12 protein-coding genes are annotated in these 13950 nt (G+C 65.5%); 3 read left to right on the top strand and 9 right to left on the bottom strand.

Going from position 1 to position 13950, the window contains the following annotated elements; all coding sequences use genetic code 11:
- Positions 1 to 114: 114 nt before the first annotated feature.
- From QFZ88_RS01340 to QFZ88_RS01355, 4 genes are all read right to left on the bottom strand, one after another.
- Positions 115 to 1317, bottom strand: coding sequence for an amino acid ABC transporter substrate-binding protein (locus QFZ88_RS01340; RefSeq protein WP_024922259.1), 1203 nt, complete (start codon positions 1315 to 1317; stop codon positions 115 to 117).
- A 68-nt stretch (positions 1318 to 1385) separates the two neighbouring features.
- Positions 1386 to 1775, bottom strand: coding sequence for a nuclear transport factor 2 family protein (locus tag QFZ88_RS01345; RefSeq protein WP_024922258.1), 390 nt, complete (start codon positions 1773 to 1775; stop codon positions 1386 to 1388).
- Between the two features lie 16 nt (positions 1776 to 1791).
- Positions 1792 to 2586 carry a MoaF C-terminal domain-containing protein gene (locus tag QFZ88_RS01350; protein WP_024922257.1) on the bottom strand — a complete coding sequence of 265 codons (795 nt, stop codon included), beginning with the start codon at positions 2584 to 2586 and terminating at the stop codon, positions 1792 to 1794.
- An 18-nt stretch (positions 2587 to 2604) separates the two neighbouring features.
- Entirely contained in the window at positions 2605 to 3393 is a 789-nt protein-coding gene (locus tag QFZ88_RS01355) for an SDR family NAD(P)-dependent oxidoreductase (protein ID WP_024922256.1), read from the bottom strand.
- Between the two features lie 201 nt (positions 3394 to 3594).
- Here QFZ88_RS01355 and QFZ88_RS01360 point away from each other — a divergent pair, with 201 nt between their 5' ends.
- From QFZ88_RS01360 to QFZ88_RS01370, 3 genes are all read left to right on the top strand, one after another.
- Positions 3595 to 5094 (top strand): aldehyde dehydrogenase family protein, encoded by a 1500-nt coding sequence (locus QFZ88_RS01360; protein WP_081766801.1) that lies wholly within the window; start codon positions 3595 to 3597, stop codon positions 5092 to 5094.
- A 4-nt stretch (positions 5095 to 5098) separates the two neighbouring features.
- Positions 5099 to 6688: a GMC family oxidoreductase gene (locus QFZ88_RS01365; protein ID WP_024922254.1), complete on the top strand. Its 1590-nt coding sequence runs from the start codon at positions 5099 to 5101 to the stop codon at positions 6686 to 6688.
- Positions 6689 to 6873: 185 nt separating this feature from the next.
- Complete coding sequence (locus tag QFZ88_RS01370; protein ID WP_024922253.1) at positions 6874 to 8295, top strand: coniferyl aldehyde dehydrogenase; 1422 nt, start codon at positions 6874 to 6876, stop codon at positions 8293 to 8295.
- Positions 8296 to 8320: 25 nt separating this feature from the next.
- On the opposite strand, the gene QFZ88_RS01375 is transcribed toward QFZ88_RS01370, so the two are convergent.
- From QFZ88_RS01375 to QFZ88_RS01395, 5 genes are all read right to left on the bottom strand, one after another.
- The gene (locus QFZ88_RS01375; protein WP_024922252.1) at positions 8321 to 9214 is read right to left on the bottom strand and encodes a LysR substrate-binding domain-containing protein; all 894 of its coding nucleotides are present in this window, start codon (positions 9212 to 9214) and stop codon (positions 8321 to 8323) included.
- A 9-nt stretch (positions 9215 to 9223) separates the two neighbouring features.
- On the bottom strand, positions 9224 to 10270 hold the full coding sequence (locus QFZ88_RS01380; protein ID WP_024922251.1) for a YeiH family protein: 1047 nt from the start codon (positions 10268 to 10270) through the stop codon (positions 9224 to 9226).
- 137 nt (positions 10271 to 10407) lie between these two features.
- Entirely contained in the window at positions 10408 to 11094 is a 687-nt protein-coding gene (locus QFZ88_RS01385) for a D-lyxose/D-mannose family sugar isomerase (RefSeq protein ID WP_024922250.1), read from the bottom strand.
- A gap of 191 nt (positions 11095 to 11285) precedes the next feature.
- On the bottom strand, positions 11286 to 12041 hold the full coding sequence (locus tag QFZ88_RS01390) for a heme ABC transporter permease (RefSeq protein ID WP_024922249.1): 756 nt from the start codon (positions 12039 to 12041) through the stop codon (positions 11286 to 11288).
- Between the two features lie 128 nt (positions 12042 to 12169).
- Positions 12170 to 13945, bottom strand: coding sequence for a glucan ABC transporter ATP-binding protein/ permease (locus QFZ88_RS01395; protein WP_024922248.1), 1776 nt, complete (start codon positions 13943 to 13945; stop codon positions 12170 to 12172).
- Positions 13946 to 13950: the final 5 nt, after the last annotated feature.

Raw genomic sequence — 13950 nt, forward strand, 5'->3', positions numbered from 1 at the left:
GATTTTTATGGCAGGCGGCCGAACCGCGCGCCAGGCGGCGGCGGGTCGGCGGCCTCGTGCGGGACGAACGGGGCGACGCCTTTGCGGCGACGTCGCCCCGCTGCCCACCCCCTATCAGCGCTTGTCCCAGGCCGGTGCCGGCTTGTAGGTCCAATCGCCGTTCGGGAAGATCAGCTGATGCTTGCCCTGCCACCATTGCGTGGCGACGGACGGGATCAGCGCAAAGCCACCCTCGTCGAATTTCAGCGGCCCGACGACGGTGTCCTTGAACTCCTGGTTGAAGACGGCGTCGTGGACGGCGCTGGCATCGGTCGAACCGGCGCGTTCGATCGCCTGGAACAGCACCTGCGCGTTGGCGTAGAAGGCGCCGACGGTGACCGAATCCTTCTTGTATTGGGCCTCGTAGCGATCGCCCAATTCCTTGGCGCCCTTGTAAGGGTAGCTGGCCGACCAGAACCCGTCGGTCAGGACGTAGTCGGAATCCTTGCCCAGCGCGTCATGGAATTCGCCGGTCCAGGTGCCCTTCCAGCCGTGCAGGTAAGGCACGCTGAAGCCGAGCTCCTTCATCTGGCGCATCAGCGTGATGGTGTCGGCGGGCGAGCCGAACACCAGCATGGCGTCGACATCGGCGGCCTTCAGCTTGGTGATCATCGCCGAATAGTCGGTCGAGCCGGTCGCCCAGGGATCGTTGAAGGCAAAGGTATAGCCATATTTCTTCGCCGCCGCCTCGAAGGCACCGCCAAAGCCCTTGCCGTCGGGCGAATCCTCGGTGACCAGCGCCGGATGTTTCGGCCGCTCGTTTTCCGGCAGCTTCTGCCATATCTCGAACGGCACCTCGGCGCCGGGACCGGGATGGAAGAAGAACAAGGCCGAATATTTGAGCTTGAGCGGCTGCCATTCGAACGGGAAAGCCGTCGTGATCATGTAGAACTTCTTGTATTTCTCGGCCACGATCGCGCCGGCAACGTTGAGCGGGCCGGAATGGGTCGACAACAGGATGTCGACCTTCTGCACCTTGACGAGGTTCTCGATCGCCGAGGCCACCTTGGCCTCCGCGCTCTCGTCGTCGGCGATGACCAGCCGCACCGGCAGCTTCTTGCCGGCTTCCTTGATCATGATGCCGCCGGCCTTGTTGATGTCCTCGACTGCCTGCTTGTAGGCCCATTCCTGTTCCTTGCCGTCGCCGGCGAACGGACCGGTCAAGGAGACCGGCGCGCCGATGACGATCTCGTCGCCGGCGGCATTGGCGACAACCGTCGCGCCGGCGCTCAGCACCGTGGACAGCGCAAGCGCCGCCATCATTCCTTTCAGGCTCATTTGCATTTTCTCCTCCCAGATCCGGTCCCGCCAGCCCCACGCCGGTCAGGCCATGCCCCCAAAACCCGTCAGCCGGTCGCCTCCGCGACCAGTTTGGTGTCGGTGAACTGCTCGAACCGCAGCACCTTGCCGTCCTCGACATCCCAGACATGGACGACGCGTGCCTTCATCGGCCGGCCCGTCCGCTTGTAGGTGCCCGAATAGGTGCCGATGCCAAGCACGGTCGAACCGCCGTCGACCAGCCGCTCCAGCTTAAAGGTGTAGCCCTCCCACTCATCGCCGATGCGTTTGAACACGCCTTCGATGATGGCGACGGCACCGACATAGGTGCCGGCGTAGGGAAAACCCGCCATTTCGGTCCAGGCGGTGCGGTCGGTGATCGGCGCCATCATCGCCGCCAGATCCTTGTTGTCGGAGCCGGCGTAATGCGCCTTGATCGCTTCGTAATTCTTGCTCATGGCTTCACCCGCGCGCTCAGACCGGCGCACGCCCCTCGTCGTAGACAGTGGTGGATTTCTTCTCGATCAGTGCGCCGGCGGGCTTGTTTTCGACCGCGCCGGTCGAAGTCACGCCGAGGAACTTGCCGGTCGAGCGCATGCCGTCCCAATTGTAGAAGAACAGCGAGGCGACCGGGATGATGAACTCGCGGAAGCCGAAGACATACTGGTTCTCGGCGAACTTCCAGGTGGTTGCGAGATCGACGTCGCCATGGCCGCGCTGCACGCCGACCAGGTTCTGCCAGGCATAACGCTGCGACGACAGGTAGACGTGTTCGTAGAGGTGGTTCGGGCTGTATTGATAATGCGCGGTGAGCCCGATGAGGTCGCGCGTCGGTGCTGGCTCGATGCCGGTAGGCGCCGCCGAGGCATCGCCAAGAACGCCGGCCAGCCAGGTTTGCGCGACGCGCGGCTCGCCCGGCGCCTCGCCGGCATCGCGCACCCGCTCGCGCACCGAAAGCACGCGCCGTGTCCGCGTGTTGACGATGAAGGCTTCGTCCTCGGTGGTGCGCGCGCCGAAGGTCATGTTGATGAAGAAGGTGTCGGGCGCGACTTCCAGCGCCTCGTACCAGTCGACGCCGGCCTCCTTGCCCTCGCCCCAGGCGACGGTGTCCGGGCTGGTGAAGGCGAGATCGACCTGGCGCCCGCCCTTCAGCGTGATCTTGAAGGTCTGGCCTGCCAGGGCCTTGGTCGTCGGCAGCCGGTTGGTGGCGATGCCGGCTGCGAAGTCGTCGAAATGCTTCCAGTCGGCCGGTCTGTTCACGTCGTTCATCACAAGGTCCTCAAAGGCTCAATCGACAAAGGCTAGGGTCGGCAGGTCGACCACGGTGGCACCGCCGTCGACGGTCAGGATCGACCCGTTCATCATTGCGGCCTCGTCGGAGGCGACGAAGCAGATGACGTTGGAGATTTCTTCCGGCGTTGCCGGGCGGCCGAGCGGCACATCCCTGGTGACCAGCCGGTAGGCCTCGTCGACCGAGGCCAGGCCGTGTTTCTCGACGACGACCTGCATCTGCTCGTCAGCCATGGCGGTCGCCACCCAGCCGGGGCAAATCGTGTTGGTGCGCACGCCGCGGCGGCCGTAGTCGCGCGCCAAGGATTTGCCGAGGCCGACGCAGGCATGTTTCATCGTCACGTAGCCGGCGGCGGCCGGACCGGCGAACAGGCCGGCGATGGAGGCAACGACAACGATGTTGCCCTTGCGCGAGATCAGGTCGGGCAGGCATTCGCGGGCACAGACGAAAGTGGTGTCGAGATTGGTGCGGGTGGCAAGCGCCCAGGTCTCGTCGCTCATCGAAATGGTCGGGCCGACGCCATGGCCGCCGGCATTGGCGATCAGCATGTCGACCAGGCCGAACTTCGCATGCACCTGCTTCAGCGCGGCGCGCACAGCATTGGCGTCGGCGGCATCGCCCTGTACGATCAGCGCGTTGGTGTCACCCGCAACCGCTTCGAGCGGCTCGCGCCGGCGTCCCATCAAAACGATGTTGGCGCCCTCTTTCGCCATGCGCCGGGCAACCGCCGCGCCGATGCCGGTGCCGCCGCCGGTGATGAAAGCCGTCTTGCCGGAAAATCTCATTTCGATCCTGCCTGTCGCGACCGCAAGGTGCGGCCGTCCTCTGTCGCCAATAGTGCGATGTCGACCGGCGGGCGTCTTGTCCGAACGGGAACTTTGTTTTGACTGAACGTGCACTGGCCCGGTGATCGTCTTGCGGCCCGCGCATGCGGTTCCTACCCCTGACTGCACGGTCGAACGACGAACCGATGCCAGGAGGAAGCCGTGAACGAAAGAATAGCACCGCCCATCAGCGCAGCCGCAGCCGCCTTCCTGGCGCGCAGCCATCGCCCGTTCATCGACGGACGCTTCGTCGATGCCGCCGGTGAAGGCCTGCCGGTGGACGATTCCGCCACCGGCGAGATCGTGGCCCGCGTTCCGGAGAGCGGCCCGCAACTCGTCGACCTTGCAGTGCGCGCCGCCCGCGCCGCGCTCGACGGCCCGTGGGGCAGCATGCGGCCCGTCGACCGGCAACGGCTGATGCTGAAACTCGCCGATCTGGTCGAAGCCGACGCCGACCTGCTCGCCGAGATCGAGAGCATCGAAAACGGCAAGTCGCTCGGCGTCGCTAAAATGCTGTCGGCCGGCGGAACGGTCGACTGGCTGCGCTACTATGCCGGCTGGGCCACCAAGATCGAGGGTTCGACGTTCCAGGTCTCCATCCCGGTGCCGCCCGGCGCCAAGCACCACGCCATGACCGTGATGGAACCGGTCGGCGTGGTCGGCGCCATCGTGCCGTGGAATTTTCCGCTACTGATCGGCACCTGGAAGATCGCGCCGGCGCTTGCCGCCGGCTGCACGGTGGTGTTGAAGCCGCCGCATGAGACGCCGCTTGGCTTGCTGAGGCTGGCGGAACTGATCGAGGCGGCCGGCTTTCCGCCCGGCGTCGTCAACATCGTGCCCGGCTCCGGCGCCGTCACCGGCGAGGCGCTGATCAACCATCCCGGCATCGACAAACTGACCTTCACCGGCTCGACCACTATCGGCAAGCGCGTCGGCCACGCCGCCGTCGACCGTGTCGCCCGCTTCACGCTGGAACTGGGTTCGAAATCGCCGATGATCCTGTTGTCGGACATGGAGGACGGCATCGAGCCGCTGCTCGCCGGCCTCGGCATGTTCTTCAACCAGGGCCAGGTCTGCACCTCGGCCGCCCGTATCCTGATCGAAAAGCCGATCTATGAGCGCACGCTGGCAAGGCTGGCCGAAATCGCCGACGGCATGACGCTGGGCGCCGGCCGCGACGAGGGTGCGCAGATCAACCCGCTGGTCTCGGCCAAGCACCGCCACAGCGTGATGGGTTACGTCGAGCGCAGCCTCGCCGCTGGCGCCGAGCAGATAAGCGGTACGCGCACCGTGCCGGCCAAGGGCCACTATGTTGCGCCGACCATTCTGCACAATGTCTCGCACGACATGGAGATCGTGCGCGAGGAGGTGTTCGGGCCGGTGGTCGCCGCCATGCCGGTCGCCGATCTGGATGAGGCGATCCGCGTCGCCAACGACACGCGCTACGGACTTTCGGCCTCGATCTGGACGCGCGACATGGGCAAGGCGATGACCGCCATCCACGCGCTGAAGGCAGGCACGGTGTGGGTGAATTCGCACAACACGCTGGACGCCGCCGCACCGTTCGGCGGCTTCAAGCAGTCCGGCATCGGCCGCGAGCATGGCCGCGCCGCGCTCGAGGGCTATCTCGAGACCAAGACCGTCATCATGCGGTATGCCTGAACCGATGACGGAAAATTTCGACTACATCATCGCCGGCGCCGGTTCCGCCGGCTGCACGCTGGCGAACCGGCTGGTCAATGCCGGCAAGCGTGTGCTTCTGGTGGAGGCAGGCCCCGCCGACAACACCCGCTTCATCGACATGCCGGCGACCTTCGCCAAGGTGATCGGCACGGCGCGCAGCTGGATTTATGAATCAGACCCGGAACCTGCCGTCGGCGGTCGCAGATTGCCGATCCCGCAGGGCCGCACGCTGGGCGGCGGTTCATCGATCAACGCCATGCTTTATGTGCGTGGCCAGCCGGAAGATTATGACGGCTGGCGCGACCTTGGCTGTCCCGGCTGGGGCTGGGACGACGTGCTGCCGGTGTTCAGGCGCCTGGAGCGCAACGAAAGACTGGCCGGCGAACGCCATGGCGACGCCGGCCCCCTGCCCGTTTCCGACCCGCGCCATCGCCACCCGCTCTCGCTCGCTTATGTGCGGGCGGCCCAGCAGGCCGGCTATCGCTACAATGACGACTTCAACGGCGAACGCCAGGAAGGTGTCGGTTTCTACCAGACCACGACCGGCGGCGGCGAACGCCAGTCGACCGCGAAAGTGTTCCTGAAGCCGCTGGCCGGCAATGCGCGGCTGAAGATCGTCACCGACGCGCTGGTGACCGGCCTGATCCTGGAGAACGGCGCGGCGCGCGGCCTTTCCTACACCACCGCTGGCGGCGGTCAGCACATGGCGACGGCCGAAGCCGAGGTGATTTTGGCCGCCGGTGCGCTGGGCACGCCGAAGATCATGCTTCTGTCCGGCTTGGGACCGGCGGCCGCGCTTGCCGGCCTCGGCATTCCGGTGATCCGCGACATCGCGGCCGTCGGCGCCGACTACCAGGATCATGTCGCCGCCCCGGTCTATGCGCTGACGCGCCAGCCCATCTCGCTGCTTGGCGAGGATCGCGGCCTGCGCGCGCTGCGTCATGGCGTCCAATACGTGCTTTTCCGCAACGGGCTGCTCGCCTCCAACGTGGTGGAAAGCGGCGGCTTCTTCGACACCGACGGCGACGGCCGGCCGGACGTGCAGTTCCACGTGTTGCCGGTGATGATCGAAAGCGCCCAGCACGGTTCGATCGAACGGCACGGCATGGAGATCAATCCCTGCGTTCTGAGGCCGAAATCGCGCGGTTCGATCGCCTTGCGCTCATCAGATCCCAACGAGCCGATCCGCTTCACCACCGGGTTCCTCTCCCATGCCGACGACAGGGCGACGCTGCTTGCCGGCATGAAGATCGCGCGCACCGTGCTGCGCCAGCCGGCGCTGCAGGCGGTGGTGAGCGAGGAACTGGCGCCGGGCGCCGCCGCCGACCTCTCCGACGCCGCGATCCTCGACCATATCGAGAAACACGCGAAAACCGTCTACCACCCGTCCGGCACCTGCCGCATGGGCACGGACGCTACCGCCGTGGTCGACCCGCAATTGCGGGTGCGCGGCGTGCCGCGACTGCGCATCTGCGATGCCTCGATCATGCCGCGCCTCACCAGCGGCAACACCAACGCGCCGGTCATCATGATCGCCGACCGCTGCGCCGATTTCATCCTCGCCGGCGCCTGACCGTGCCGGCCGCGGCCGGTGTGGGCCTTCCGCACCGGCAACCATGCCCCACCACAAAGCTGTTGACGCTCACGTAAATCGGGAGTTCCATTCCCGTATGCGTACGGAGATTTCCGGCGCGCCATCGCATTTTATGCGTTTTCAATGCGTTACGGCCGGACAGTCAAAAAAGGGTGGAGGAAAGCATGCTGCATGTCAGACCCGATTTGCTGCGCGAACGCTTCGAGGCACAGCGCCGCGCCTTCGCCGCCGAGCCATTCCCGACGCTGGTCGTGCGCAAGGACCGGCTGAAGCGCCTGCTGGCGCTGACCGACAACCACGAAAAAGCCATTTGCGAGGCCATCGCCGCCGATTTCGGCAGCCGCTCGGCGCATGAAACCCGCTTTGCCGAGCTGTTCGTGGTGCGCGCCGGCATCAACCACGCCATCTCGCATGTCGCCTCCTGGATGCGCGCGCGCCGCGTCGCCACCAGCCTGCCGTTCCTGCCGGGCTCCAACCGGCTGGTGCCGCAGCCGCTCGGCGTCGTCGGCGTCGTCTCGCCCTGGAACTACCCGTTCCAGCTGGCCGTGGCGCCGGCCACCGCAGCCCTTGCCGCCGGCAACCGCGTGCTGATGAAACCGTCCGAACTGACGCCCGCCTTTTCGGCACTGCTCGCCGACCTCGTCGCCCAGCATTTCGCGCCGGAGGAAGTCGATGTCGTTACCGGCGACGCCGAGACCGGCAAGGCCTTCGTCTCGCTGCCCTTCGACCACCTCATCTTCACCGGCTCGACGGCGGTCGGCCGGCAGGTGGCGCTTGCAGCCGCCGCCAACCTGACCCCGGTGACGCTGGAACTCGGTGGCAAGTCGCCGGCGATCCTCGATCCGTCCTGCGACATGGACGCGGCGGTCAGGAGCATCGCCTTCGGCAAATTGCTCAACGCCGGCCAGACCTGCATCGCACCCGACTACATCATGGTGCCGCAAGGCCAGGCGGCGGCCGTGACCGGCAAGTTCGCCGAAGCGGTGAAACGCTTCTATCCGACGCTGAAGGCCAACAAGGACTATTCCTCGATCGTCTCCGACCGCCATTACCAGCGGCTGACGGCGCTGGTCGAGGAGGCGCGCGCCGGCGGTGCCGAGGTGACCGAGATCAACCCTGCCGGCGAGACATTGCCGCCAGAGGGCCGCAAATTCGCGCCGACCCTGGTGCGCAACGCGCCGGAAGACAGCCGGCTGATGCGCGAGGAAATCTTCGGGCCAGTGCTGCCGATCCTCGAATACGCTTCGCTGGACGACGCCATCGGCCACGTCAATCGGCACGACCGCCCACTGGCGCTGTACTGGTTCGGCACCGACACGACGGCGCGCGAACGCGTGCTGCACGAGACGATTGCCGGCGGCGTCACCGTCAATGATTGCCTGCTGCACATCGCGCAGGAACGCCAGCCCTTCGGCGGCGTCGGCGCCAGCGGCATCGGCGCCTATCACGGCGAATGGGGTTTCCGCACCTTCAGCAAGGAAAAGCCGGTCTTCCTGCAATCGCGCTTCAATGGCGGCGCGCTGCTGCATCCCCCATACGGGGCGATGTTCGAACGCGTTTTGAAGATGCTGAGGCTGGTAACCTGACGGCGGAAGCGTCAGCCGGGACAGCCTACCGGTCCGGCAACCCTTCGCCGATCAGCCGCATGAATTCGGTCTCGGCGGCGGTGGCGTAGCGCTCCTTGTGGCGCAGCATGTAGAAGCGGCGGCGCGGCACCGGATAATCGACGGCGATCAGGCTGCCGGCGGCGAGCGCGTTGGCCGCGACGAGGCGCGACATCACCGTCACCCCTGCTCCCGCCGCCACCGCCGTACGCACTGCCTCGTTGGTCGGCAGCACAAGGCCGATGTCGATATCGGCCTCGGCGATGCCGTCCTTGCGCAACATGGCGGCGAGCGTGGAACGCGTTCCCGAACCGCTTTCGCGCAACACCCAGCTGGCCGAACCCAGCACCGGCTTCTCGTCCTTGCCGAGTTGTCCCCAAGGATGCCCGGCCGGCGCCAACAGCACCATCTCGTCCTCGGCCACCGTAGTGACGGCAAGGCTCGGCTCGTCGACCTCGCCCTCGACGAAGCCGAGATTGGCCTCGCCGTCGCGCACATGAGCGGCGACCGTCTCGGTGTTGCCCATGGTTAGCGACACGCCGATGCCGGGATGCTGCGAACGGAAGGCGTGGATGAAACGCGGCAGCCAGTAATTGCCGACGGTCTGGCTGGCGCCGAGGCCGAGCGAGCCGACCTTCAACCCGGCGAGATCGGCCAGCACCAGTTCGGCGGCGGCGGCGCGCGCCAGCACCGACCTCGCCTCGGCGAGAAACAGGCGGCCGGCATCGGTCAGTGCGATCCGGCGGCCAACGCGGTCGAACAGCTTGGTCGCATAACGCGCTTCAAGAGCAGCAACGGCAGCACTTGTCGCCGATTGCGTCAGGTTGAGGTCGCGCGCCGCGTTCGTCACATGCTCGCGTTCGGCGACGGCAACGAAGATGCGCAACTGCTCCAGCGTCATTCAGGTTCCTCAACCTGCGAACTTGACCAAAAGCAGGCTGAAGCAAGCGATAAAGACAAACGCCGAAAGCGCAAGCAGCAAGGGGCGCAGGCCGCGCGAGCGGATCTTGCCGATATGCGTCTGCAAGCCCATGGCGGCAAGGCCGACCGAGAGCATGAAGGTGGTGGCGAAGACGATCAGCGACTTCACTTCGGCCGGCACTTCGACGGCACTGTTCAGCACCACGACGGCGACGAAGGCGACCACGAACCACGGCATTGGCGGCTTCGCCGTCTTTTCGCCGGTCCTGCTCCGCGCCGCCAGCAGGCCGAGCGTGATGACCACAGGGGCCAGCATCGCCACCCGCGCCAGCTTGGCGATGGTGCTGATCTCGCCGGCTTGCGGACCGACCTGGAAGCCGGCGCCGATGACCTGCGCGATTTCATGAATGGAAGCGCCCGCCCACAGGCCGAAACCATGCGGGTCGAGGCCGGCCGGCCCTGCCAGCAACGGGTAGCCCAGCATGGCGACCGTGCCGAACAGGGTGACGCAGGCAACCGCATAGGCGACGTCCTCGTCGCTGGCGCTGGTCACCGCATTGGTGGCAACGATGGCCGAGGCGCCGCAGATCGAGGTGCCGGCGGCGATCAGTTCGGCGAGCTTGCGGTCGACGCCCAGCATGCGACCAAGGCCAAGCGTGAAGCAGAAGGTGGCGACCAGCGACAAGGCGACGATGCCGACGCCGGTGACGCCGATCGCGGTGAGTTGCGTCAGCGTCAACTGGAAGCCGAGCAGCACGATTGCCTGCCGAAGCAAGGTGCGTTGGCAAAACGCAATGCCGGGGCGCGTATTGGCCGGCAGGCCGACCAGGTTGGAGAAAACGATGCCGACGATGACCGCCAGGATCATCGGGCTGAAAATGCCGAGCCCCGGCAACTGCCGGATCGAGAATGCGGAGGCGGCCACGATGACAGCCAGCACGATGCCGGCCCAGACCGTTGCCTTGTCGGCGCGCGCCGGCTCCCTGGCCGCTGCGGGCGAAACGAGGGGGCGGTCGAGGGACGAGGCGACAGACACGGCTATTCTCCAATTCCAATCGGAATTGGAATGCCATTCTATCTATCGCCGATCCAACGCATTGTTCGTGTCGAATCGTTCGATCCAGCCGAACGATTCCACCGACACCAAGGCAACAGCCTGAAAGCCGGAGAGGCTCAGCCCAGCCAGCGCTCGTAATCCGCCACCAGCAAGTGCAGCGGCGCCACATCTTCCTCGATGTCGGAGAAGCGGCCGATCGGCTCGCGGAAGATGTTGTCGGTGAGGTCGTCGTTGACGGTGGAGACCTCGCCGATCAGCACGTCCTTGCCCTCGGCCCAGAAGGCGTGCCACACGCCGGGCAGAAGCGTGACGCTCTCGCCCGGATCGAGCTTGAGCAGGCCGCCGGCCGGCAGCTTGCGGATGGTGCCGTCAACCGGTACCGAGACCTCGGCCTTGGGGTCGATGCCGCCCTCGGCGTCGGGCATGAACAGTTCCAGCACCAGCTTGCCGCCGCCGCGGTTGATGATGTCTTCCGCCTTGATGACGTGGCGGTGCATGGGCGAGAGCTGGTCCTTGCGCGAGATCATGATCTTCTCGGCATAAAGCATGCCGGCGCCCTTCTTCATGTCCTCGAAGCGGCCGTTGCGCACGGTGAACAGGAAGAGGCCAAGCTCGTCGAATTTGCCCTGGCCGTAATCGGTGATGTCCCAGCCGAGGCGGGACTCGAAAATGCCGGCCGAGCTGCCGCGCCGCGCCTTCATCTCCTCCGGCGTCCAGTAAGCGAACGGAGGCATGATGTAGCCGAAGGAGCGGATGAAGGCGTCGGCCTCGCGGATGATGGCGTTGACGTTCGAGCGTTTCATGAAAGCGGTCCCGTAAGAGCGGCGGTGGCGTTAGAGCGCCGCGCGTCCAATTGGACGCGCAAAGGACGCTCTGACACTTTTTATCTGCTGCATCGTGCCTGTCGAAAATCGATTCCGATTTTCTGGCCGATGCAGCAGCATTTCGCATAGCGCAACGCCCCGCCGCTGTCGATGCGCGGGCAGCGATCCGATCAGCTATCGGCGCGCCGTGCCGCCATGCGGCGCATGGCGATGACGCGGCGGCGGCGGATTTCGGTGCGCATCGCCATCATGTGCAGCGCGAAGAACAGGACGGTGAAGCCCACCGCCATCACCAGCAAGGGCCACAACAGGCTGGGATCAATGGTCGGACCGTCAAGCCGGAACACGGATGCCGGCTGGTGCAGCGTGTTCCACCAGTCGACCGAAAACTTGATGATCGGGATGTTGATGAAGCCGACCAGCGTGATGACGGCCGCCGCCCAGGCGGCGCGGGTGACATCGTCCAGCGCGCGGGTCAGCGCGATGATGCCGAGATACATCAAGAACAGCACGAACACGGAGGTGAGCCGGGCGTCCCACACCCACCAGGTGCCCCACATCGGCTTGCCCCAGATGGAGCCGGTGATGAGCGCGAGCGCCGTGAACACCGCGCCGATGGGTGCCGCCGCCTTCAGCGCGACATCGGCCAAGGGATGTCGCCACACCAGCGTGCCGAGCGCCGAAATGGCCATCACCGAGTAGCACATCATCGAGAGCCAGGCGAAAGGCACGTGGATATACATGATGCGCACGGTGATGCCCTGCTGGAAATCCTCCGGCGCGGTGAAGCTCATATAGAGGCCGACGGCCAGCACGACGGCCGCAATGCCGACCAGCCACGGCACCAGCCTGTCTGCCAGCGTCATGAAACGCGTCGGGTTGGCCAGGTCCGCCCAGCTCGAAGAACGTGCACTCGTTTCGCTCATGCGATGTTCTTTAGAGCTTTTCGGATCGGGATTGAAGCCGTTCTGAAAAGACAACACCGCGCACCTTGAAGGTACGCGGTGTCATGATTTTCGCGAAACTGGCGACCAGAGGCCAGCCGGTTCGATGATTAAGCGGCTTCGCCGGTCACCGACACGACGCTGAGGCGGCGAACCTCGTCGTCGTTGAGCAGGCCGCCGGCACGCAGCAGCGAGGCAAAACGGCCATTGCGCAGCGACAATTCCTGGAAACCGCCCATCTCGACGACCTGGCCCTTGTCCATGAAGACGACCAGATCGGCGTCGCGGACGGTGGTCAGGCGGTGAGCGATGACGAAGGTGGTGCGGTCGCGCCGCAGATCGTCGATGGCTTCCTTGACACGGCCTTCCGTCTCGACGTCGAGCGCGCTGGTCGCCTCGTCGAGAACCAGGATCGGCGCGTCCTTCAGCACGGCGCGGGCGATGGCGATACGCTGACGCTCGCCGCCCGAAAGCTGGCCGCCGCGCTCGCCGACAAGCGTGTCGTAGCCGTTGCTCTTCGACAGGATGAAGTCCTGCGCGACCGCGGCGTTGGCGGCTGCGTGCACTTCCTCATTGGTGGCGTCGGCGCGGCCGACGCGGATGTTGTCCTCGATCGAGCGGTTGAGCAGGCCGGCATCCTGGAAGACGGTGGCGATCGAATGGCGCAGCGACTTGCGGGTCACGCTGCGCGTGTCGATACCGTCGATGAGGATGCGGCCCTGGTCCGGCGTGTAGACGCGCTGCAGGAGGTTGATGAGCGTCGTCTTGCCGGCGCCCGTCGGGCCGACGATGGCGACCGTCTGGCCGGCGGCGACTTCGAAGGAGACATCCTCGACGCCCTGGGTGGAGTTGGCGAAGGAGAAGCCGACATTCTCGAAGCGGATATGGCCGGTGACCTTGCCAAGATCGCGCAGGCCTTCCGGCTCGGCCGTCTCGGCGGCCGCTTCCTCGAGCTTGTAGAAATCCTCGAGCTTGGCGCGTGCTTCCGAAATCTGCGTCACGAAGGCCGAAACCTGGTCGAGGCGCGAGATCAGCAAGGTGGCGAAACCGGTGAAGGCAACGACATCGGCGATGCGCAGTTGATTGTGCATGACCAGATAGGAACCGATCAGGAGCACCACCATCATCGAGATGGTCGAGGACAGGCGGTTCATGGCGCTGGCCAGCGCCCACCAGTCGAGAACCGGGTTCTGGGCATTGAGCAGGTCGCGCACATAACGCTTCAGCGTTTCGGTTTCCTGGCCGATACGGTTGTAGCTCTGCAGCACGGCAACGTTGCTGACGGTGTCGGTCACGTGGCCGAACACTGTGTGATAGTGGCGCTCCACATTGGCCTGGCCCGCCTTGGTCTTGCGCATGACCAGCCGGCCGACGGCGAAGTAGAACACGCCGAGCACGAGCAAGACTGCGGACATGCGCATGTCGAGGCGCATCGCGGTCGGCACCAAGAACATCAGTGCGACGACGGTCGACAGATGCTGGCGCATGAATTCGAGCCAGAGGCTGAACAGCGACTCCACCGCGCGCAGCAGCGTCTGCAGCGAGTTCGAGGTGCCGCGCTGCTGGTGCCAGGCAAGCGGCATGGTGATGACGCGCTCGAAGGATTCGCACAGCACTTCCGAACGCCGCTTGTGAGCGAAACGGTCGGCGCCGCGGGCGACGAGCACGAATGCAATGATGTTGAAGGCGCCGAGACCTGCCCACATGACAAGTTCGCTGATCGGGTTGGTGCGCTCGGCGATGGCGCCGATGACCTTACCCAGCAGCAGCGGCTCGTAAACCGCGACCATCGCAAGCATGACGTTTGCCAGGCAGATCAGGGTGAGACGCTTCTTGTCGGCAGTAAGATAGCCGAGCGCTCTCCAGTAGATTTGCAGCAGTGACAACTCGA

This window comes from Mesorhizobium sp. YL-MeA3-2017, from assembly GCF_030814575.1.
GTDB classification, from domain to species: Bacteria; Pseudomonadota; Alphaproteobacteria; order Rhizobiales; family Rhizobiaceae; genus Mesorhizobium; species Mesorhizobium terrae.